The sequence below is a fragment of the Proteus sp. G3927 genome (genome assembly GCF_963894685.1).
Lineage (GTDB): Bacteria > Pseudomonadota > Gammaproteobacteria > Enterobacterales > Enterobacteriaceae > Proteus > Proteus mirabilis.
Genome location: NZ_CAWQGX010000027.1, coordinates 327607 through 349805, shown reverse-complemented (window position 1 = coordinate 349805; position 22199 = coordinate 327607). Strand labels below are relative to the sequence as shown.

The window sequence follows — 22199 nt, the reverse complement described above, 5'->3', positions numbered from 1 at the left end:
ATGATGTTGAGGGTTTACATAAATTAGCGAGATGTGCCTCAAAAAGAACAAAAACAGCAGATAAAATGAGGTTATCAAAAAGTAATAGAACTGTGTTATAGTGGTTTAGCAAACGATTGCGTATTTTTTCTTTTGGGACTATCTCAATGAGGAAAAAGAGTTTACACTGTATGTCATTCTTACTCCCGTAAGGGAGTTCGCCTTTAGTGAAGTTAGCTGAGTCAGGAGATGTGAATGTTAAAACGTGAAATGAATATTGCTGATTACGATCCGGAATTATGGAATGCAATGGAAGGTGAAGTGACTCGTCAAGAAGAGCACATCGAATTAATTGCTTCTGAAAACTATACTAGCCCTCGTGTTATGCAGGCGCAGGGATCTCAGCTGACCAACAAATATGCAGAAGGTTATCCAGGTAAACGCTACTACGGTGGTTGTGAATACGTTGATGTTGTTGAACAATTAGCCATTGATCGTGCCAAAGCACTATTTGGTGCTGATTATGCAAACGTACAACCTCACTCTGGATCACAAGCGAATGCGGCTGTGTATATGGCATTACTTAAACCGGGTGATACAGTATTAGGGATGAATTTGGCCCAAGGTGGTCACTTAACTCACGGCTCTCCGGTTAACTTCTCTGGTAAACTCTACAATATCGTTCCTTATGGTATTGATGAAGCCGGTAAAATTGATTACCAAGATATCGCTGAGCAAGCTAAAAAGCATAAACCAAAAATGATCATTGGTGGTTTTTCAGCTTATTCAGGTTTGGTTGATTGGGCTAAAATGCGTGAAATCGCAGATAGCGTAGGGGCTTACTTATTTGTCGATATGGCTCACGTTGCAGGTATGATTGCAGCGGGTGTCTATCCAAACCCAGTACCACATGCTCACGTTGTGACTACAACAACACACAAAACATTAGCGGGTCCTCGTGGTGGTCTTATCCTTGCTAAGGGTGGCGATGAAGAGTTTTATAAGAAATTAAACTCTGCCGTATTCCCTGGCTCTCAAGGTGGTCCTTTAATGCATGTGATCGCGGGTAAAGCCGTTGCATTAAAAGAAGCAATGGAACCTGAGTTTAAAGTTTACCAGCAACAAGTTGCAAAAAATGCGAAAGCAATGGTAGACGTTTTCTTAGCGCGCGGTTATAAAGTAGTATCTGGTGGCACAGAGAACCACCTGTTTTTATTAGACTTAGTTGATAAAGATATTACAGGTAAAGATGCTGATGCTGCTCTGGGTCGTGCTAATATCACTGTGAACAAAAATAGTGTGCCAAATGATCCTCGCAGTCCATTTGTTACATCTGGTATTCGTATTGGTTCTCCAGCGATTACACGTCGTGGTTTTAAAGAAGCGGAAGCAAAAGATTTAGCCGGTTGGATGTGTGATGTCCTTGATAATATCAATGATGAAGCGAACATTGAAAAAGTGAAACAAAAAGTCTTGGATATCTGCGCTAAATTTCCAGTTTACGCATAAGTTTGTAACGATATAATAAAACCCGTTATACAAGCCCGCTTCGAGAACATGTTCTTGGCGGGTTTTTTTGCATGTTAAAAATGGGGGGTTGGATGGTTATTCCATCAACACTGTGGCTTGCCTTAGATTATTTTACGTATTTTTTCTCATATGGTATTTTCTTGCCTTTTTGGTCTATCTGGTTAAAGGGCGAGGGGGTTGATCCTGCGATGATAGGCTTACTACTTGGGGTGGGCTTAACCGCTCGTTTTGTAGGAAGCTTGATTTTAACGCCGGCTGTAAAAGATCCATCAAAGCTCATTACTGCACTGCGACTTTTTGCTTTTTTATCTCTCCTATTTACCGTTGCATTTATGTTGGGCACTCATTGGGCTTGGCTCTTTTTGGTAATGACCGGATTTAACGTTTTTTTTGCACCCATGGTGCCTTTGGGAGATTCACTTGCGGGAACATGGCAAAAACAATTTCCTTTAGATTATGGCAAAATTCGGGTTTGGGGATCTATTGCATTTATTATTAGTTCCTCATTATTGGGGATATTGATTGATGCTTTTGGACACCCGATTATTCTTTATGGATTGATTGCCAGCACTCTTGCATTATTCCTTACCTCAATGTTACGTCCAAAAATCATGCCTCAAGGTAAGGTCAAAAAAACGGAACACCATCATGTTTCATTTATGAAACTGATTTCAGATGGCCCAGTCTGGCGTTTTCTATTATGTGTTTCTTTACTACAAGGTGCTCATGCTGCTTATTACGGTTTTAGCGCACTCTATTGGGAAAAAGCAGGCTATGATACAGCAACGATTGGTTATCTTTGGTCCTTAGGCGTAGTTGCTGAAGTGGTTGTCTTTATGTTTAGCCGTCGTTTATTCCGCCGTTGGAGTGCTCGAAACTTATTATTACTTTCAGCATTTGCAGGGCTATTGCGCTGGGGGATGATGGGCAGTTTTACAGCATTACCGGCACTTATTATTGTACAAATTTTGCATAGTGGCACATTTACCGTATGCCATTTAGCGGCAATGCGTTTTATTACTGCACGTCAAGAGCATGAAATTATTCGTTTACAAGCGGTTTATTCTGCTCTAGCAATGGGGGGAAGTATCGCTATTATGACGATTGTATCGGGATGGTTATATGAAAAACTTCCTAACCAAGAATACCTTATTTTCTGGTTGATGGCGGCATTAACTATTCCTGCAATGTTTATTAGACCGAAAGTACAACCGCAAAATACTTAATCCTTTTATTTCCTATTTTTCATAAACGTCTAAGCCTGTAATACCTTTTGATATTACAGGTTTTTTTCTTTTTATTTTTTAAAGCGCATTTTTTGATCAACCAAACGATTGATCATTTTAAATATTAAAGCTAAATTTAATTCATTCAAATGAATGAATAGAAGAAGGTATTACTATGAAAAGTAAATCAGTGATCCCAGCTAGTTTTTCTTTACAAGAAAGAGACCGACGCTGGCAGTTAGCTAGAGACATTATGAGAGATAACCAATTAGATACATTGATTATTTATGGTGATAGAGAATCGGCAGCACCTGCACCGTTTTGTATTGACCACTATTTTACAAATGACAGATTAGGATCGGTTGTTATTTTTCATGAAGATAAGAAACCATTGATAGTTACTTTTGCACCAATGATGATAGCTGATCATATGCAGGCAAAACTACGTGGTGATTTGCAGTGGATTGATGAAGATAATCTTGTTGTAGGAAAAACAGGGCGTAGTATTGCTCATTTTCTAAAAGAGATGGGAGTACAACAAAATGCACATATTGGTATTATTGGCTTAGAACCTTATCCCCCATTTTATTTTGATGGTGCAATGCCATTTAATACTCTAAATGGTATTAAGGAAGCATTTCCTTATGCAAAATTTAGCAGTGTGTATCGTGATTTCTTTAGACGGGCATCAGTTAAAAGTGAAGAAGAGCTCGCTCATGTAAGATATGCTGCCGCCATTGGTGAAGCAATGAGCGAGGCAATGCGAGTGACTGCAAGGCCTGGTGCAACAGAGGCGGAGCTTGCGGCCGCAATTACTGCCACTTGTTTATCAAGGGGAGGATTTACCGCTGAAATTTTAATGGGATCAGGATCTGAGTATATCGGTTGGGGGCCTCCTGCTTGGCAATATCGCTCACAAGCACCTCGTGAAATTCAAATGGATGATATTATATTATCAGAGATTTTTGCTTTATATGGAATGTATGAAACGCAACATCAAGCGGCGGTTGCTGTAGGTAAAATTCACGAAAACTTAGAAAAAGCAGCATTAGTTGCACGTGAATGCTATGAAATTGGCGTTGAACATTTAAAAGCAGGGATAACCTTTGGTGAAGTCGTTGATTTAATGGAAAAACCACTATTAGAATCAGAGGGATGGCATGTTCATCCACTTATTCACAGTATTAATCCTTATGGCCCAATCGGCTTTGGCACAGCGCCAGGTATTGAATCATTACCTCTTGCTCATCGTTATAAACAAATTGAGCGATTACCTAATCCAGGGAGAGAATTAGTATTACAAGAAGGTATGACATTTGCTTTTGAACCTAATTGTGGCTTCGGCCACCACTTATGTAATTTAGGTGGCACTGTTGTGGTTGGCAAAAGCAAAGGGATTGAGTTAAATTCTAACTCAACACAATTAATGCGGGCAGATATATAGTCCTAATAGTAACCAGTTGATTATAATGAAAAACACCAGTAAAACTGCAGTAAGTACAGAACAAACTCAAGAGAAATTAGTGCAAGAAGGTATTAGGCTTTTTGCACTATATGGGATCAGTGGATTGAGAACGCGACAACTTGCGCAAGATGCTGGTGTTAATCAATCAGCAATACCTTACCACTTTGGCGGAAAATTAGGGGTTTATACAGCAGTGATCCGATATATTGCTACAGAATTAGCCTCTGAAATTCAGTTTGACCAATTTGATAATAAGCTTCAGTTTTTATTGAAAGAAAACCGACCTTATAAAAATGAAAAAGTGGCTGAATTAGTTCTATTACTAGTCACAGGTTTAACTCGTGCATTATTATCACCAAAACGCCATTATTACAGTCAGTTGATCCTACGTGAACAGTTAGAACCGACGGAAAATTACGATCTTATTTATAGTAATCTGATAGAGCCTTTTCATCTTCGCCTTTCTCGCTTAGTTGGATTAATGGATACAAAGAGTGATGAAGTAACAATCACTATTCGTGCTCATGCTCTTATTGGTCAGATATTAGGGTTTGTCATTGCAAGAAAAGCTTTTCTATTACGTGTTAATAAGCAAGAGATAACATCACAACTATTAGATAAGATTGCACAAGAAATTAGCCAACTTTCAGTAAATGCCCTTTTAATTGAAAACGCATAGGCAATAAAAAAGACCCCCAGTAATTGGCTGTCCAACTACTGGGGATCATTTTATAAGATAGTTTTTTTATATTTTATTGTTATTCGTATCAATTAACGTTTTAAAGCATCAGTTAATTCGCTACGAATTTCTGCCAATAATGCTCGGACAACTCGAGGATTACCCGCAACAATATTACCAGTTTGTAGATAGCCGTGATTACCAGTAAAGTCAGATACAATTGCACCCGCTTCACGAGCAATAAGTTCACCTGCTAAGAAATCCCAAGGTTTTAAACCAATTTCAAAGAAGCCATCCACACGACCCGCGGCAACATAAGCTAAATCTAATGCTGCTGAACCTGTGCGACGAAAATCAGCGCATGGTACAAACAGTTTAGTCAGCATATTCATATAAGCTGCTGAATGTTGTTTTGCTTTGAATGGGAAACCAGTTGCTAAAATAGCACCATCTAAATCACGTGCATTAGAGCCACGGAGGCGGTAACCATTTAATTGTGCACCTTGACCACGAACAGCTGAGAAAAGTTCGTTACGCATAGGATCGTAAACCACAGCAACTTCTGTGCGACCTTTGATACGTACAGCGATAGAAACAGAAAAATGTGGTAGGCGTTTAATAAAGTTAGTGGTGCCATCAAGTGGATCTATAACCCATTGGATATCGTGATCTTCACCGAGTAACTCGCCACTTTCTTCCGTAATAATGGTGTGTTTTGGATAAGATTTACGAATGATTTCAATGATTGCCTGTTCCGCTTCGCGATCAACATTAGTGACAAAATCATTGCTACCTTTCTGGCTCGTTTCTACAGATTCAGGATTTTCGTAATTTTTGGCGATTAAATTACCAGCCTTACGTGCAGCACGTATGGCAATATTCAGCATCGGATGCATGGTTATCTTCCACAAGATGTTAAAGAACGGGGATAAAAAACGAGGCGAAGTATAACAGGCGTTCGCGTTTTTGGCTACATTTGTGATAAAATAGATGGATCATAAAACAATTAGTTAGAAATCAATGTTAGAAAATATTCGCATTATCCTTGTCGAAACTTCACATACAGGCAATATGGGCTCGACAGCTCGTGCTATGAAAACCATGGGATTAACGAATCTTTATTTTGTTAATCCTAAAGAAAAACCCGACTCTCACTCTATAGCCTTATCAGCAGGGGCAAGCGATGTTATTGGCAATGCTCATATTGTTGATACTATTGATGATGCCATTGAAGGCTGTGGGTTAGTGATTGGAACAAGTGCGCGTAATCGTACGCTCTCTTGGCCAATGCTAGCACCTCGTGAATGTGGTGAACGTTGCGTAAAAGAGGCAGCAAATAAGCCCGTTGCGGTGATCTTTGGCCGTGAACGCACAGGCTTAACTAATGAAGAATTACAAAAATGTGATTACCACCTCTATATTCCTACCAACCCTGAATATGGCTCTTTAAACTTAGCGATGGCGGTGCAACTTGTTTGTTATGAAATTCGCATGGCTGCACTTGCTCAACAGGAAAAACAAGAGGAAAATGCTTCATCAGAGATTGATTATCCACCCGCTGAAGATATTGAACGCTTTTATGTTCACTTAGAGCAGGTACTTAATGAGTCTGGTTTTATTCGTCCTAAACATCCAGGACAAGTGATGAGTCGTTTACGCCGCTTGTTTACGCGCGCACGTCCAGAAACACAAGAGCTTCATATCTTACGTGGTATTTTAACATCCGTTGAAAAATGGGCTAAGAAATAAAGGATTAAGTTGATTAACATGCGTCATTGTTGCTGAGCTTAATACCTGACTAAAACACTCAGATAAATAGTTGACTAAATTACTCAGGAATGACACAATTTGACTATTGTTCACCACGGAGTATTTGTTATGAGACTGACATCAAAAGGGCGTTATGCAGTTACTGCTATGCTTGATGTTGCATTGCATTCGCAGCAAGGCCCTGTCCCCCTCGCTGATATTTCTGAGCGTCAAGGGATTTCCCTTTCTTACCTTGAGCAGCTTTTTTCACGTTTACGTAAAAATGAATTAGTCGCAAGTGTGCGTGGCCCGGGTGGTGGTTATTTACTCGGTCGTGAAGCGGGGCAAATTTTTGTTGCTCAAGTCATTTCAGCAGTTGATGAATCTGTTGATGCTACCCGTTGTCAGGGTAATAAAGAAGGATGTCAAGGTGGCGATCGTTGCCTGACTCATACTTTGTGGCGTGATTTAAGTGATCGTATTACCAGTTTCCTTAGCAGCATTAGCCTTGAAGAGTTAGTTAATAACGAAGAGGTTATGGATGTCGCTGATCGTCAAGACAATGAAAAACGTCATGCTATCAATGGTCGTTTACAAGAAACCATTGTTAATATGCGAGTTTAACGGCGATCTCTAGGCAAACAAAACAAAATTATTAAAGAAGATCTGTCGTCTTTGGAGTTAGTGAGCAATGAAATTACCCATTTATCTAGATTATTCAGCAACCACACCCGTTGATCCTCGAGTTGCTGAAAAAATGATGCAATGCCTGACTATTGACGGCATTTTTGGTAACCCAGCCTCTCGTTCGCACCGTTTTGGATGGCAAGCTGAAGAAGCGATCGATATCGCTCGTAATCAGATTGCTGATCTTATTGGTGCTGATCCTCGTGAAATTGTTTTCACCTCAGGGGCAACTGAAGCAGATAACTTGGCACTAAAAGGTGTTGCAAACTTTTATCAGAAAAAAGGTAAGCACATCATCACATCAAAAACTGAGCATAAAGCGATTTTAGATACTTGTCGTCAGCTTGAGCGTGAAGGTTTTGAAGTGACCTACTTAGCACCAAAAAGCGATGGCTTAATTGATTTGAAAGAACTCGAAGCCGCTATGCGTGATGACACTATTTTAGTTTCTATCATGCACGTGAATAATGAAATTGGTGTGGTGCAAGATATTGCTGCTATTGGTGAATTATGCCGTAGCAAAGGCATTATTTACCACGTTGACGCAACGCAAAGCGTCGGTAAATTACCAATCGATCTCTCCAAATTAAAAGTCGATTTACTTTCTCTTTCTGCACATAAAGTTTACGGACCTATGGGTATTGGTGCGCTTTATGTTCGCCGTAAACCACGCATTCGCTTAGAGGCACAAATGCATGGTGGTGGGCATGAGCGTGGTATGCGTTCAGGTACATTAGCCGTTCACCAAATTGTGGGTATGGGTGAAGCTTACCGTATATTGAAAGAAGAAATGGCTGATGAAACTAAACGTTTAAATGAATTACGTTTACGTTTATGGAATGGCATCAAAGATATTGAAGAAGTGTATATCAATGGTTCTTTAGAACATACAGCGCCAAATATTCTTAATGTCAGCTTCAACTATGTTGAAGGTGAATCATTAATGATGGCACTGAAAGATCTTGCTGTATCTTCAGGTTCAGCCTGTACATCAGCAAGTTTAGAGCCTTCTTATGTACTACGTGCTTTAGGATTAACTGATGAATTAGCACATAGTTCTATTCGTTTCTCTTTAGGTCGTTTCACCACTGAAGAAGAAATCGATTATGCAATTGAACAAATTCACAGTGCAATTGGTCGCTTACGTGATCTTTCTCCACTTTGGGAAATGCATAAACAAGGCGTTGATATCAACAGTATCGAATGGTCTCACCATTAATCAGACGTTTTCAGGAGTTAAATCATGGCTTATAGCGATAAAGTAATTGATCATTATGAAAATCCTCGGAATGTGGGTTCATTTGATAACAACGACCCTACAGTGGGGAGCGGTATGGTAGGCGCACCAGCTTGTGGTGACGTCATGAAGCTACAAATCAAAGTTGATGATAACGGTGTAATTGAAGATGCACGTTTTAAAACTTATGGTTGTGGCTCAGCGATTGCATCAAGCTCTTTGGTTACCGAATGGATGAAAGGTAAAACCTTAGATGAAGCAGAAGCGATTAAAAATACCGCAATTGCTGAAGAGTTAGAATTACCACCAGTGAAAATTCACTGTTCAATTCTGGCTGAAGATGCAATAAAAGCCGCGATTGCAGACTATAAAAGCAAACGCCAAGGCAAATAATTGCCTGTTATAATAAAAAAATAAAATATTGGCGGATGCTGAAGGTTATGTTTCAGTGTCCGCTTTCGTTCTTTATGAGTGAGGTGTGCCATGTCAATTTCCCTTACAGAAGCCGCTGCTAACCGTGTTCGCTCTTTTCTTGCTAATCGTGGCAAAGGCGAAGGTTTGCGTTTAGGCGTAAGAACATCAGGCTGTTCTGGGATGGCTTATGTTCTTGAGTTTGCTGATGTCATCAATGACGAAGATACCGTTTTTGAAGATAAAGGTGTGAAAGTTATTATTGACGGTAAAAGCATGGTCTATTTAGATGGAACAGAGCTTGATTTCGTTAAAGAAGGATTAAACGAGGGCTTTAAGTTTAACAACCCAAACGTGGCTAACGAATGTGGTTGTGGAGAAAGCTTTACCGTGTAATCAATATTTATACACGGTATTAATATCAATTAATCCAAGAGCAGAAGTATGGACTATTTCACCCTATTAGGCATGCCTAATCGTTTTGATATTGATAAACAACAGCTTGCTTCTCGTTATCAAGAGATGCAACGTCAATATCACCCCGATCGTTTTGCGGGTAAATCTGACAAAGAGCAAGTACAAGCAATTTCGTTTGCTTCGACTATCAATCAGGCTTATCAAACCTTAAAAAATCCACTTTCAAGAGCTGAATATATGCTCTCTTTACAGGGCATCGATATTGCTAATGAGCAACAAACGATGCACGATACGGCTTTTCTTATGGAGCAGCTTACGCTTCGTGAAGAGCTGGATGATATAGAGCATAGTACTGATGCTGAAAATTTACTGGCTGATTTTTCTGCGCGCTTAGAGAAAATGTACACTGTACGTTATGATGAAATGGTGAAAACACTGGACAGTCAGACTTGGGACATTGCCGCAGACAATGTGAGAAAATTACGTTTTCTCGCGAAATTAAAAGAGCAAGTCGAGCATCTTGAAGAACGCTTGTTTGATGGTTTTTAAGGAAAATTGTTATGTCATTATTACAAATTAGCGAGCCAGGACAAACACCTGCGCCACATCAGCGTCGATTAGCTGCGGGTATTGACTTAGGAACAACACACTCACTTGTTGCCACTGTACGTAGTGGGCAAGCCGAAGCGCTTTCAGATAGTGAAGGTCGCTATTTATTGCCATCTGTTGTGCAGTATCAAGTTGATAATATTAATGTTGGCTGGCAGGCGAAACAAGAAGCCGAAAAAGATCCCGCCAATACTATCAGCTCAATAAAACGAATGCTGGGGCGCTCGCTAAATGATATAACCAGTCGTTATCCTAACCTCCCTTACCATTTTCATGACAATGATAGTGGACTGCCATTAATTAAAACACCTGCTGGCATTGTCGATCCTATTCAAGTTTCTGCGGATATTTTAAAAGCCTTAGCAGAGCGTGCAATACAATCATTAGGTGGTGAACTTGATGGTGTGGTTGTCACTGTACCTGCTTATTTTGATGATGCACAGCGTCAAGGCACTAAAGAAGCAGCACGTCGTGCAGGTTTACATGTATTACGTTTATTAAATGAACCTACTGCTGCCGCGATTGCTTATGGATTAGATTCCGGAAAAGAAGGCACTATTGTCGTTTACGACTTAGGGGGCGGAACTTTTGATATCTCTGTCTTACGTTTAACTAAAGGGGTGTTTGAAGTCTTAGCAACAGGTGGTGATACTGCGTTAGGCGGTGATGACTTTGATATGATGTTAGCCGACTGGATCAGAGAGCGTGCGGGATTTGGTTATCAAAATGATGTTATTTTACAACGTCAATTACTTGATATTGCCTCAGAAACTAAAATCGCTTTAAGTGATAATGATGTGGCTGATATCAATATCAATGGTTGGAAAGGGGAAATTACCCGCGCTGAATTTGAATCATTAATTCAACCTTTAGTTAAACGTACGTTGTTATCCGTTCGTCGAGCATTAAAAGATGCTGATGTTGACGTGGATGAAGTGCTCGAAGTGGTTATGGTGGGCGGATCAACTCGCGTGCCACTGGTGCGCCAAATGGTAGGCGATTATTTTAAACGTGAACCATTAACTTCGATTGACCCTGATAAAGTTGTTGCTATTGGTGCCTCTATTCAAGCAGATATTCTGGTGGGTAATAAACCTGATAGCGAAATGCTCTTGTTGGATGTTATTCCGCTTTCATTAGGTTTAGAAACCATGGGCGGGCTGGTTGAAAAAGTGATCCCACGAAATACCACTATCCCTGTTGCGAGAGCACAAGAATTTACCACTTTTAAAGATGGTCAAACTGCCATGAGTGTTCATGTGGTACAGGGTGAACGTGAAATGGTGAGTGATTGTCGCTCATTAGCCCGTTTTACTTTGCGGGGTATTCCACCAATGGCGGCGGGGGGAGCACATATACGTGTTACCTTCCAAGTGGATGCTGATGGTTTATTAAGCGTTAGTGCGATGGAAAAATCCACTGGTGTTGAAGCCTCAGTACAGGTAAAACCTTCTTATGGTCTTAGTGATACAGAAATCGCTAATATGATCCAATCTTCAATGGAAAATGCCAAAGAAGATTTACAAGCTCGTCGTCTTGCCGAGCAAAAAGTCGAAGCCGCTCGCGTGTTAGAAAGTTTAACCGCAGCATTACAAGAAGATGCTCATCTCTTAACTGAAGATGAGAAAACGGCTATCGATAATGTTGTAGATACTTTAATAGAAAGCGTTGAGGGAACAGATCCTGTTGCCATTGAAAACGCCATTAAACAACTGGATAAGCAAACTCAGGAATTTGCTGCGCGTCGTATGGATACTTCCATTCGTCAAGCGTTGGCAGGTCATTCTGTGGATGAGATATAACTATGCCTAAAATTGTATTTTTACCCCATAGCACACTTTGCCCGGAAGGTGCTGTTGTTGATGCCACTGAAGGTGAGTCTATTCTTGATGTTGCATTACGTAATGGCATTGAGATTGAACATGCGTGTGAAATGTCGTGTGCGTGTACCACTTGTCACTGTATCGTTCGTGAAGGTTTTGACTCTCTTGATGAAAGTACAGAGCTGGAAGACGATATGTTAGATAAAGCGTGGGGATTAGAGCCAGAAAGTCGTTTAAGTTGCCAAGCGAAGGTAACTGATGAAGATTTAGTCGTTGAAATACCTAAATATTCTATCAACCATGCGAGAGAACACTGATTTTAGGAGTTTAAAATGAAATGGAGTGATACACGTGAAATAGGGGAAGCGCTTTATGATCTCTACCCCGATACAGATCCAAAAACCGTTCGTTTTACCGATATGCATCAGTGGATTTGCCAATTAGACGATTTTGATGATGATCCACAAAAATCGAATGAAAAAATTCTTGAAGCAATTTTATTAGTTTGGCTTGATGAATTTGAATAATCGAGTAAATGATTAATGCGAAAGACTGGTTAATTGCCAGTCTTTTTGTTTTTATTGCTCAGTATGATTTAACTTTAAAAGAGGAATAAATACCTCAAAAGACTGAGTAACCAGCGTGTGTTTATGGGATATTGCTCGTAAAGTAACATGCAATTAGCTAAAAGGCTTTAATGAGAATGGTCGTGACTGATTTTTTGCAGTAAATTGATCACGCTAAAAGGTAAATATCTGGTAGTCTGAATAGGTTAACTGCCATCAGTAATAATAAGTGAGATAATAAATGAATAAACAAATTATGCCTATCATGCTGTCTAATGAACCTGCAGCAGCATGTTGGGGAGAAAAAGCACTAATTAGCACTAACGAAACTGGCATGACCGTTCACTTAACGGAAGAAAACCGCTTAGGGGCCATTCAGCGTGGTGGACGCAAAATTGATGGTCAAGGTATTCGTAATGTTGCTCTAGTTGGTGACGGCTGGGATTTAGAACGTAGTTGGGCGTTTTGGTTAGGTTTTAGAGCACCTAAAGGCGCACGTTCAATCGAATGGCCACAATTAAGTGAAGCGGACAAAAAAGAATTAGAGTCGCGTATCCGTATTGTTGATTGGGTGCGTGACACAATAAATACCCCAGCAGAAGAGTTAGGGCCTGAACAACTGGCTCAGCGTACTGTTGATCTGTTCTGTGGTTTAGATAAAGAAGATATCAGCTATAAAATCACCAAAGGGGCTGATCTCCGAGATCAGAACTATGCGGGAATTTATACTGTAGGTCGAGGCTCTTCACGTGATCCCGTCTATTTAGCATTAGATTTTAATCCAACTAAAGATGCCGAAGCCCCTATCTTTGCCTGCCTTGTTGGTAAAGGGATCACCTTTGATTCAGGCGGATATAGCATCAAACCTTCTTCTTCCATGAATTCTATGAAAGCGGATATGGGCGGTGCTGCAACCTTAGCTGGTGCTTTGGCTTTAGCTATTACACGAGGTTTAAATAAACGCGTAAAACTATTGCTATGTATTGCTGATAATATGGTTAGCGGTAATGCCTTTAAGTTAGGAGACATTATCCGTTATCGTAATGGTAAATCCGTTGAAATCATGAATACGGATGCAGAAGGTCGTTTAGTTTTAGCAGATGGTTTAATTGATGCTAGCAACTTTGCCCCTGAATTGATTATCGATGCGGCAACATTGACAGGTGCAGCTAAAGTGGCCGTAGGTAATGATTATCACTCTGTATTAAGTTTTGATGATAAATTAGCGAATGAATTATTAGCAAGTGCAGATCAAGAAAATGAACTGTTCTGGCGCTTACCATTAGCTGATTTCCATCGTAGCCAGTTACCATCAAGTTTTGCTGATCTCAATAATATTGCCGCACCTTCACATACCGCAGGCGCAAGTACAGCAGCCGCTTTCCTTTCTCACTTTGTGAAAGATTATAAAAAAGGCTGGGTACATATCGACTGTTCAGCAACTTACAGAAAATCATCTGTAGAGCAATGGGCTGCTGGGGCAACAGGATATGGTGTTCGTTCTATCGCTAATTTATTATTAACAAAAGCAAAATAATAAACATTATGTGATTTGGAGTTTGTAATGGATGTATCTGAACAATTTGAAGTACAAGAAATTGTTGCTGTTGAAGGTTCTTCTCTACAACTGAGTGTGCTTGAGCCACAGCCTGAAAAATTAACACAAGCATTGAGCGAATTTTTTGGTCAACATAAGCCTATTCGTCGTGCATTTATTGTTAATGCTTTGGAGCAAGGTGATGATGAGTCATTTTATTTGATTGGGCTAGAAATCACTGGAGAAGAAAATATTATTGCTCAGATACTCCCACAAGCTGCTGAAGCCGCTTTTGAGCACCTAGAAGAAGGACAATCTCTGGATTTCTGTTTTGTGAATAAAGATGAGCAAGGTGTAAGTCATTTTATGACTCACCATGTAACCCCTTTTTATCAACGCAAATTAGGGGGCTTTCTTCGTAAGGGTATTCCAATCGTTAATTTGAATACCTAACCTAATTTTTTTGCAGTTTAGGCGATATCTCATCAGATATCGCTTTTTTTTACCCTATAATAAGAAAATGATTAAAATAGCAAATGGTTTGCATTTATATGTAACTCTTTGTTTTACTATTACTTTGCTTAAAAACGCACAAATAAATAATTAGTAAAGTCTAAATAAGGCTGTAGTATTAAATAATTAGGTTACTTAATGAGTTAGGTATTATTGTAGCCTGCATAAAACATCATATAATTCAGGGGTTGAATTAAAGGAAATGGATATGAATCGAGATCAATTTAGACAGTACACGGAAAAAAGAGGGTACCGTTGGTGTACACTTGCAGTGGTACTGGCTTCAGCATTAGCTTTAACAGGCTGTGATGATAACAAAACAGAAGATGAGCAATCTTCGACGAGTGATAACTCACAACCAACACAAGTTGCGGAACAAAAAAGCACATCGCAACAAACGACAACACAACTTGGTGATAAAACCGCAGTTACAACCAAAACGAATAATCAAACTGCATTAACTAGCCAAGAAGTGCGCAATGAACTTGCTCGTCGTTATGCAGGTAAAGAGGTGACTGTATTAGATGCCTCTGAATTACAACGCGATGGCGCAAGTACGATGGTAGTGACTTTTTCAGTACCACTCGATCCTGACCAGAAATTTGATGATGTTATCCGTCTTGTTGATACTAAAAAAGGTAAATTAGAAGGGGCTTGGGAGCTATCTGATAATCTGATGGAGTTACGATTCCGCCATTTGCCACCTTCAACAGAGTTAAACCTGACTATTGATGCTCAAATTAAAGGAATTAACGAACGTAAATTAGTAGAGCCATTTAGCCAAAAATTTACTACAGAAGAGATTTTTCCATCGGTCGGCTTTACCAGTAAAGGCTCATTATTACCGTTAGAAGCAACGGAAGGTTTGCCAATTAGCGCATTAAATGTCGAACAAGTCGATGTTAACTTTTTCCGCGTTAAAGATGATCGGTTAACACAATTTTTAACTCAATGGGAAAGCCGCTCTAATATTAACTATTGGGAATCAGACGATTTTCTGTCACAAGCGGATTTGGTGTATAGCGGGCGCTTTGAACTTGATACAGAAAAAAACACCCGTGAAAATGTCTTATTACCACTCAAATCTATTGAAGCCCTGAAAAAAGAGGGTGTCTATATCGCCGTAATGCAGCAGGCAGGTAAATACTCCTATACCATGCCGGCAACGGTATTTACTTTTAGTGATATCGGTTTATCAGTACATAGCTACCTTAATACGCTAGATATTTTTACTCAATCCCTGAAAAATGGCGCAGCATTAGACAATATTGAAATTCGTCTTTTGGATGAAAAAGGTAATTTAATATCTAAAACAAAAACTGATAATCAAGGGCATGCCACATTAGAAAAGAGTGATAAAGCACGTTTATTACTCGCTATTCGTAATGGGCAAACCAGTATGATTGATTTGCGTAAACCAGCCCTTGATTTATCCGAATTTGATATCGGCGGGCCACAAGGTTATAGCAAACAATTTTTTGTTTTTGGTCCACGCGATCTGTACCGCCCCGGCGAAACCTTAATCGTTAATGGTTTATTGCGAGATGGTGATGGAAACCCGATTAAAGAGCAACCTGTTAAAGTTGACTTATTAAAAACGGATGGTCAGGTTTCCCGTAGTTTTGTTTGGCAACCTGAAAATGGTTTTTATCAGTTGAAACTGATGATCCCTGAAAATGAGAGTACAGGTATTCGGAAATTACGTTTTGATTTAGGCGATGGCACTCCACGCTTCTACCAATTCCAAGTTGAAGATTTTATGCCTGAGCGTATGGCATTAGAGATCACCGGTAAAAAAGGCATTTTACTCAGTGGTAATAATGCTTATTTTGATATTAAAGGTCGTTATCTTTATGGTGCACCGGCAGCAGATAATCGCTTGCAAGGGCAGGTTTTCTTAAAAGCTTCGCGAGAAGCAGTCAGTCAACTGCCGGGTTATGAATTTGGTGCCGTAAAAGATGAAAATTTAAGTCGTTTATTAGATGAATTTGAACTTACTCTTGATACGGATGGTGAAGGGGCATTAACGGTTGATAAAGATCGTTATGCTGAAGTGAAATCACCGATTAATATTATCTTACAAGCAAGCTTACTTGAAGCCGGAGGGCGTCCTGTTACTCGCCGTTATCAACAAGCGGTATGGCCAGCGACACATCTTGCGGGAATTCGCCCTGTTTTTGCTAAAAAAGAGGTGTATGACTACCGTAATGATAAATATAAATCAGGCTATAGTGTTGATGAAAACTCAATGGCGGAGTTTGAAATCGTTTATACCGATCAAGAGGGTAAAAAATTACCTGCTGATGACCTAAAAGTAAGATTTATTTACGAACGTTATGATTATTATTGGCGTTGGTCTAATTCAAATGGTTGGGAGTCTGGCTACAATCAAAAAGATCTGCAAATGGATGAGCAGACTATCAAAATAGCTAAAGATGGTACCGCAAAAGTGGCTTTCCCTGTTGAATGGGGCTCTTATCGTATAGAAGTGGTCGATCCTAAAACAGAACTTGTCAGTAGCTTACGTTTTTGGGCGGGCTATTCTTGGATGGATAATACAGGCGGAACCGGGGCAGTAAGACCTGATCAAGTTAAATTAAAATTAGATAAAGAGAGTTACTTACCGGGTGAAAAAGTCAAACTCAATATTGCAGCCCCTCATCCTGGCAAAGGTTATGTGTTATTAGAATCGAGTGATGGGCCACTATGGTGGCAAGAGATTGATGTACCTGAAAAAGGACTTGATGTTGAAGTACCTATTAATAAAGAGTGGGCAAGACACGATTTATATTTGACTTCGGTGGTGGTAAGACCGGGGGATACATCCAAACAAGCGACGGTAAAACGTGCAGTAGGTATTTTGCATTTACCACTACAAGATAACAATCGCCGTATAGATATTGCACTGGATGCACCTGAAAAAATTCGTCCAAATCAAGATCTAAAAATTCGGATTAAAGCTAAGCCCGTTGCAGGCCAGCCATTGCCGGAAAACATCAATGTATTAGTGTCTGCAGTTGATACAGGTGTCTTAAATATTACCGACTATAAAACGCCTGATCCGTACGAAGCTTTCTTTGGTCGTAAGCGTTATAGCGTTGATCAATACGATGTTTATGGTCAGTTAATTGAAGGAGAAGGGCGTTTAGCCAACCTACGTTTTGGTGGTGATGGAAGCGAAGAAAGTGCATTATCTCGTGGTGGTAAAAAACCATTAACAGATGTGCAAATCATTGCTCAACAATCAACACCTGTAAAATTAAATGCACAAGGTGAAGGTGAGGTTTCTTTACCTATACCTGAGTTTAATGGTGAAGTCCGCCTTATGGCTCAAGCATGGACTGCGGATAAATTTGGTAGCCAAGAAGGTAAAGTTGTTGTTGCCGCGCCATTAGTTACTCAACTCTCATTACCACGCTTTATGGCTGGGGGAGATGATGCGTTACTGTCATTAGATTTAACTAACTTAACGGATGCACCACAATCTATTACGTTAAATTATACGGCATCAGGATTAGTTGATTTAGCGGGTGTCGACAGTAAAACCGTTTCATTATCGAAAGGTGAACGAACTCAAGTTCAAATCCCTATTACGGCAAAACATGGATTTGGCCAAGGAGAATTTTCCCTGTCTATTTATGGTATTAAAGTACCTAATGAAGAGATAAAACCTTATCAAAATACTTGGAAAATAGGTGTACGCCCTGCGTATCCTGCTGAGACAATACATTACGCCAATACATTAGCAGATGGTGAGTCTTGGCGCCTACCAAACGAAGCATTAAATCAATTTAATCGCTCAACGCTTGAGGGGGAATTATTACTTACTAGCCGCCCTCCGTTACAGGTAGCGCGTTATGTTAGAGAGTTATTTGCATATCCTTATGGATGTCTTGAGCAAACTGTTAGTGGATTATATCCATCCTTGTATTCAACAGAGAAAGAGTTGAAACAATTGGGGATCAAAACACAAACAGATATGCAAAGAAAAGAAGCCATAGAAAAAGGGATTGCTCATATCTTAACAATGCAAAAATCCGAAGGAGGATTTGCCTTGTGGGCTCAAGGTGGGCGTGAAGAGTTTTGGTTAACGGCGTATGCAACAGATTTCTTATTTAGAGCGTCTCAACAAGGTTATGAAGTTCCTACTGAGGCATTAAAACGGGCAAATGATCGTCTACTACGTTATTTACAAGATAAAAATATTGTTAATGAAGAGTATGTGGTTAACCAAGATGCGGCTCGATTCTCAGCAAGAGCATATGCGGCTTTAGTTCTGGCTAATCAGCAAAAAGCCCCTTTGGGAGAATTGCGCCGTTTATATCTAGAACGTAATCAAGCGGGTAGTGGTTTAGCGCTTGTGCAGTTAGGTGTTGCTTTGAAATTGATGGGAGATAACTCTCGTGCTGAAAGCCTAATTGCTGAAGGTGTCACCATGCCACGTAAATATAATTACGGTTTAGGTGATTACGGCAGTACTATTCGTGACCAAGCGTTGATTATTGCGCTACTCAGTGAAAACAATTTGGAAACTCAAACTCGTGATGCCAGTGTTATTACATTATCTGATAACTTAACAGGGCGTGAATGGTTCTCTACACAAGAGAGTAACTCACTATACCTTGCTGGTCGTTTCTTTATTGATATGGCAGAGAAGCCTTGGGAAGTAACCATTAATCGTCAAGTGCCAGCAATGAGTAGTGATCGCGCAGTTAATGAAGCATTGACAGCAACACAATTGCAAGAAGGTTTAGAGCTAAACAACCAAGGTGGTACAACCATTTACTCTCGAATGAATGTTGTCGGATATCCAAAAGTTGCCCCAGCGCCTTATAGCAATGTATTGAAGATCAATCGTAGTTATTACGATCTAAAAGGCAATCGAGTCGATCCTAATCGCTTACAAAGTGGTGAAATGCTGGTGGTAAAATTAGAGGTTTCAGCTAATAGAGATGTACCTGATGCCTTAGTGGTTGATCTATTACCTGCGGGGCTTGAAATTGAAAATCAAAACTTAGCATCAAGTAGCGCAAGCTTAAGCGATAGCGCTGCTGATTTGCAGGAGTTTATTGATGATATGGGACAAGCCAATATAAAACATCTTGAATATCGTGATGATCGTTTTGTTGCTGCAATAGCGGTTGATAAATATCGTCCTACGACATTACTTTACTTAGCAAGAGCGGTAACTCCGGGGAGTTATCAAGTACCGCCACCGCAAGTTGAGTCAATGTATGTGCCTTATTGGCGTGCCGTAGGGGCAACAAAAAATAAAATTGATGTTGTGCCTTAAGCTAGACAGCCCTTTCTTCGGAAAGGGCTTTTTCCTTTGAGTGATTGAATGAAACTAGGATATAAGCGGTTAATCGCCGCGAGCGTTATTTTTCTATTAGTAACACCATTATTGCTATGGATAGCAGATAAGATCTGGCCACTGCCAGATCCCGAGCCTCAAATCGCCACCATAGTAACGGCTGAAGATGGAACACCACTTTGGCGTTTTGCTGATAAAGAAGGAATATGGCGTTATCACGTTACCCTTTCTGATGTTTCCCCTGAATATTTGCAGGCCTTGATAGCTTATGAAGATCGCTGGTTTTATCAGCACCCCGGTGTTAACCCTATAGCTATTTTACGTGCCGCATGGCAAGACTTAAGCTCGGGAAAAATTGTTTCTGGAGGCAGTACGCTTTCAATGCAAGTTGCGCGTTTGATTGACCCCCACTCACGGACTTTAGGGGGAAAATTAAAACAATTATGGCGGACATTACAGCTCGAATGGTATTACTCGAAAGATGAGATTTTAGAAATTTATCTTAACCGTGCACCTTTTGGTGGCACTTTAGAAGGGATTGGCGCTGCAAGTTGGGCCTATTTAGGTAAATCTCCCGCTGATTTATCAGCAGGTGAAGCAACATTAATGGCGGTATTACCTCAAGCACCCAGTCGTTTAAGGCCAGACCGGTATCCAGAGCGTGCTCAAGCTGCACGGGATAAAGTATTAGATAGATTAGCGGAATATCAAATTTGGCCCAAAGAGAAAGTGGCTGAAATAAAGCAAGAGCAAGTGCTACTTGCACCAAGACAAACGCCACAACTCGCGCCATTATTGGCTCGGCGTATGTATAACGAGCAAAAAGCGCCGGTGATCACAACCACGATTGATATTAATCTTCAGCGACAACTAGAAGAGCTAGCCAAACAGTGGAAATATCAGCTAGCCGATAAAACTTCTCTGGCAATACTTGTGGTCGATCACACGGATATGAGTGTTAAAGGCTATGTTGGGTCGGCGGACTTTAATGATAATCAACGCTTTGGGCATGTTGATATGATAAGTGCATGGCGTTCGCCGGGATCAACCTTAAAGCCTTTTATTTATGGTCTTGCTTTGGATGAAGGATTGATCCATGCAGAATCACTATTACAAGATGTTCCGCGCCGTTTTGAAGATTACCGTCCTGGTAATTTTGATACTGGATTTAACGGTGCCGTGAGTGCGAGTGAAGCCCTTAGTCGTTCATTAAATTTACCTGCCGTTCAATTAATAGAAGCTTATGGCGCAAAAAAATTTGCAGCTAAGTTGCGACATAATCACCTTGAAATGCGTTTTCCTTATGGCTCTGAACCTAATTTAGCGCTTATTTTAGGAGGAACAGCAACACGAATGGATCAATTAGTGGCGACTTTTAGTGCGCTTGCAAGGCATGGAAAGACCGCGCCGTTACGTTTTACGCCAGAGCAAACCATCAATGAACGTATGTTAATGTCACCCGGTGCTGCGTGGATCATTCGGCGAATTTTAGCGGGAGAGGCACGGCCTCGTCCTGATAGTGCTATTTCAGCGGTTGTTCCCTTGGCTTGGAAAACAGGAACAAGTTATGGTTATCGTGATGCATGGTCGATAGGCGTTAATGCGCGTTATACCATTGGTGTTTGGGTGGGGAGACCTGATGGCACACCTGTTGCGGGGCAGTTTGGATTTGCAACCGCTGTACCGATAATGAATCAAGTTAATAATTTATTGACGAGTTATTTTTATCAAAATAAACAGCGGCCTCCTGTTGATCCTAGGCCAAATAGTGTCTCAGCCGCAGCTATTTGTTGGCCAACGGGAAAAGCTTTGCCTAAAGAAGATAGTAACTGCCGAGTTAGTCGACGAAGCTGGATCCTTGATAATACGATCCCCCCAACGCTATTGAATGAAAGCCAAGAGGGCATTTTAGGCATCAATGAAAAAGTATGGATAGATAAAGAAGGAAAACGGACAGGGCCTAATTGTCCTGGTGCTCAATTAAAGGATATTGCTCTATGGCCGATAGCATTAGATGCTTGGTTGCCTGAAAAAGAGCGTAGAGCAAAACGATTACCACCAATTTCATTAACATGTCCACCGATTAAAGAAGATATGATCCCCTTGTATATCTCTGGGATAAGAAAAGGGGATTTATTGCGTCCATTGCCTGGTGAAACTCAGCTTGAAATAACGGTTTCTACACAAGGGGGAAGTGGTATGCAGTGGTGGTTTTTAAATGGTGAACAAATCGGTAAAACTGAAAATGGGGCAACGTTCTCTTATTTATTAGAAAAACGTGGCAAATACCAACTTTCGGTGCTTGATCTTAGCGGTCAAACGGATATGGTGAATTTCAGTTTTCGTTAAATAAGTGCAGAGTTTAATCAAATGAAGGCAAAAAATGTGATTAAATCGATAAATTATAACTTTTTTGCCACAGTTTTTTAAAAAAAAGCGGGATTTCATCTGTGCAAT

The 22199-nt window shown here is 40.3% G+C and carries 18 protein-coding genes; 17 read left to right on the top strand and 1 reads right to left on the bottom strand.

The window, feature by feature from the left end:
• Positions 1-234: 234 nt before the first annotated feature.
• The 4 genes from glyA to AACV00_RS11100 all read left to right on the top strand — a co-directional run bounded on the left by glyA (position 235) and on the right by AACV00_RS11100 (position 4879).
• Positions 235-1488, top strand: coding sequence for a serine hydroxymethyltransferase (glyA, locus tag AACV00_RS11115; RefSeq protein ID WP_004243862.1), 1254 nt, complete (start codon positions 235-237; stop codon positions 1486-1488).
• 92 nt (positions 1489-1580) lie between these two features.
• A complete protein-coding gene (locus AACV00_RS11110; protein WP_036900443.1) occupies positions 1581-2735 on the top strand; it encodes a 3-phenylpropionate MFS transporter in 1155 nt (384 codons plus the stop codon).
• Between the two features lie 175 nt (positions 2736-2910).
• The gene (locus tag AACV00_RS11105) at positions 2911-4179 is read left to right on the top strand and encodes a M24 family metallopeptidase (protein ID WP_161679885.1); all 1269 of its coding nucleotides are present in this window, start codon (positions 2911-2913) and stop codon (positions 4177-4179) included.
• Between the two features lie 25 nt (positions 4180-4204).
• Entirely contained in the window at positions 4205-4879 is a 675-nt protein-coding gene (locus AACV00_RS11100) for a CerR family C-terminal domain-containing protein (RefSeq protein WP_004248440.1), read from the top strand.
• Positions 4880-4971: 92 nt separating this feature from the next.
• Here the strand turns inward: AACV00_RS11100 and suhB are convergent, their stop codons facing one another.
• Positions 4972-5775, bottom strand: a complete 804-nt coding sequence (gene suhB, locus AACV00_RS11095; RefSeq protein ID WP_036918711.1) for an inositol-1-monophosphatase — start codon at positions 5773-5775, stop codon at positions 4972-4974.
• Positions 5776-5899: 124 nt separating this feature from the next.
• Between suhB and trmJ the strand changes: the two genes are divergently transcribed.
• The 13 genes from trmJ (at position 5900) to pbpC (ending at position 22091) form a co-directional block, all read left to right on the top strand.
• Positions 5900-6628, top strand: coding sequence for a tRNA (cytosine(32)/uridine(32)-2'-O)-methyltransferase TrmJ (gene trmJ / locus AACV00_RS11090; RefSeq protein ID WP_004243854.1), 729 nt, complete (start codon positions 5900-5902; stop codon positions 6626-6628).
• 129 nt (positions 6629-6757) lie between these two features.
• Entirely contained in the window at positions 6758-7252 is a 495-nt protein-coding gene (iscR, locus tag AACV00_RS11085) for a Fe-S cluster assembly transcriptional regulator IscR (RefSeq protein WP_004248437.1), read from the top strand.
• A 67-nt stretch (positions 7253-7319) separates the two neighbouring features.
• The gene (locus AACV00_RS11080; protein WP_004243849.1) at positions 7320-8534 is read left to right on the top strand and encodes an IscS subfamily cysteine desulfurase; all 1215 of its coding nucleotides are present in this window, start codon (positions 7320-7322) and stop codon (positions 8532-8534) included.
• Positions 8535-8558: 24 nt separating this feature from the next.
• On the top strand, positions 8559-8945 hold the full coding sequence (gene iscU / locus AACV00_RS11075) for a Fe-S cluster assembly scaffold IscU (RefSeq protein WP_004243847.1): 387 nt from the start codon (positions 8559-8561) through the stop codon (positions 8943-8945).
• A gap of 90 nt (positions 8946-9035) precedes the next feature.
• Positions 9036-9359, top strand: a complete 324-nt coding sequence (iscA, locus tag AACV00_RS11070; protein ID WP_004243846.1) for an iron-sulfur cluster assembly protein IscA — start codon at positions 9036-9038, stop codon at positions 9357-9359.
• 48 nt (positions 9360-9407) lie between these two features.
• A complete protein-coding gene (hscB, locus tag AACV00_RS11065) occupies positions 9408-9929 on the top strand; it encodes a co-chaperone HscB (RefSeq protein WP_004243844.1) in 522 nt (173 codons plus the stop codon).
• An 11-nt stretch (positions 9930-9940) separates the two neighbouring features.
• Positions 9941-11791 carry a Fe-S protein assembly chaperone HscA gene (hscA, locus tag AACV00_RS11060; RefSeq protein ID WP_004243843.1) on the top strand — a complete coding sequence of 617 codons (1851 nt, stop codon included), beginning with the start codon at positions 9941-9943 and terminating at the stop codon, positions 11789-11791.
• A 2-nt stretch (positions 11792-11793) separates the two neighbouring features.
• Positions 11794-12129: an ISC system 2Fe-2S type ferredoxin gene (gene fdx / locus AACV00_RS11055; protein WP_004243842.1), complete on the top strand. Its 336-nt coding sequence runs from the start codon at positions 11794-11796 to the stop codon at positions 12127-12129.
• Between the two features lie 15 nt (positions 12130-12144).
• Positions 12145-12339 carry a Fe-S cluster assembly protein IscX gene (gene iscX / locus AACV00_RS11050; RefSeq protein ID WP_004243841.1) on the top strand — a complete coding sequence of 65 codons (195 nt, stop codon included), beginning with the start codon at positions 12145-12147 and terminating at the stop codon, positions 12337-12339.
• Between the two features lie 280 nt (positions 12340-12619).
• A complete protein-coding gene (gene pepB, locus AACV00_RS11045) occupies positions 12620-13915 on the top strand; it encodes an aminopeptidase PepB (RefSeq protein WP_004243837.1) in 1296 nt (431 codons plus the stop codon).
• 27 nt (positions 13916-13942) lie between these two features.
• Positions 13943-14368: an enhanced serine sensitivity protein SseB C-terminal domain-containing protein gene (locus AACV00_RS11040; protein WP_004248435.1), complete on the top strand. Its 426-nt coding sequence runs from the start codon at positions 13943-13945 to the stop codon at positions 14366-14368.
• 268 nt (positions 14369-14636) lie between these two features.
• Positions 14637-19721, top strand: a complete 5085-nt coding sequence (locus tag AACV00_RS11035) for an alpha-2-macroglobulin family protein (RefSeq protein WP_445260477.1) — start codon at positions 14637-14639, stop codon at positions 19719-19721.
• Positions 19722-19769: 48 nt separating this feature from the next.
• A complete protein-coding gene (gene pbpC / locus AACV00_RS11030; protein WP_004250636.1) occupies positions 19770-22091 on the top strand; it encodes a peptidoglycan glycosyltransferase PbpC in 2322 nt (773 codons plus the stop codon).
• The last annotated feature ends 108 nt before the right edge of the window (positions 22092-22199 follow it).

Excerpts from the sequence above, each read along its gene's own strand:
- glyA (WP_004243862.1), top strand. The coding sequence starts at position 235 with ATGTTAAAACGTGAAATGAATATTGCTGATTACGATCCGGAATTATGG.
- AACV00_RS11110 (WP_036900443.1), top strand. The coding sequence starts at position 1,581 with ATGGTTATTCCATCAACACTGTGGCTTGCCTTAGATTATTTTACGTAT.
- AACV00_RS11105 (WP_161679885.1), top strand. The coding sequence starts at position 2,911 with ATGAAAAGTAAATCAGTGATCCCAGCTAGTTTTTCTTTACAAGAAAGA.
- AACV00_RS11100 (WP_004248440.1), top strand. The coding sequence starts at position 4,205 with ATGAAAAACACCAGTAAAACTGCAGTAAGTACAGAACAAACTCAAGAG.
- suhB (WP_036918711.1), bottom strand. The coding sequence starts at position 5,775 with ATGCATCCGATGCTGAATATTGCCATACGTGCTGCACGTAAGGCTGGT.
- trmJ (WP_004243854.1), top strand. The coding sequence starts at position 5,900 with ATGTTAGAAAATATTCGCATTATCCTTGTCGAAACTTCACATACAGGC.
- iscR (WP_004248437.1), top strand. The coding sequence starts at position 6,758 with ATGAGACTGACATCAAAAGGGCGTTATGCAGTTACTGCTATGCTTGAT.
- AACV00_RS11080 (WP_004243849.1), top strand. The coding sequence starts at position 7,320 with ATGAAATTACCCATTTATCTAGATTATTCAGCAACCACACCCGTTGAT.
- iscU (WP_004243847.1), top strand. The coding sequence starts at position 8,559 with ATGGCTTATAGCGATAAAGTAATTGATCATTATGAAAATCCTCGGAAT.
- iscA (WP_004243846.1), top strand. The coding sequence starts at position 9,036 with ATGTCAATTTCCCTTACAGAAGCCGCTGCTAACCGTGTTCGCTCTTTT.
- hscB (WP_004243844.1), top strand. The coding sequence starts at position 9,408 with ATGGACTATTTCACCCTATTAGGCATGCCTAATCGTTTTGATATTGAT.
- hscA (WP_004243843.1), top strand. The coding sequence starts at position 9,941 with ATGTCATTATTACAAATTAGCGAGCCAGGACAAACACCTGCGCCACAT.
- fdx (WP_004243842.1), top strand. The coding sequence starts at position 11,794 with ATGCCTAAAATTGTATTTTTACCCCATAGCACACTTTGCCCGGAAGGT.
- iscX (WP_004243841.1), top strand. The coding sequence starts at position 12,145 with ATGAAATGGAGTGATACACGTGAAATAGGGGAAGCGCTTTATGATCTC.
- pepB (WP_004243837.1), top strand. The coding sequence starts at position 12,620 with ATGAATAAACAAATTATGCCTATCATGCTGTCTAATGAACCTGCAGCA.
- AACV00_RS11040 (WP_004248435.1), top strand. The coding sequence starts at position 13,943 with ATGGATGTATCTGAACAATTTGAAGTACAAGAAATTGTTGCTGTTGAA.
- AACV00_RS11035 (WP_445260477.1), top strand. The coding sequence starts at position 14,637 with ATGAATCGAGATCAATTTAGACAGTACACGGAAAAAAGAGGGTACCGT.
- pbpC (WP_004250636.1), top strand. The coding sequence starts at position 19,770 with ATGAAACTAGGATATAAGCGGTTAATCGCCGCGAGCGTTATTTTTCTA.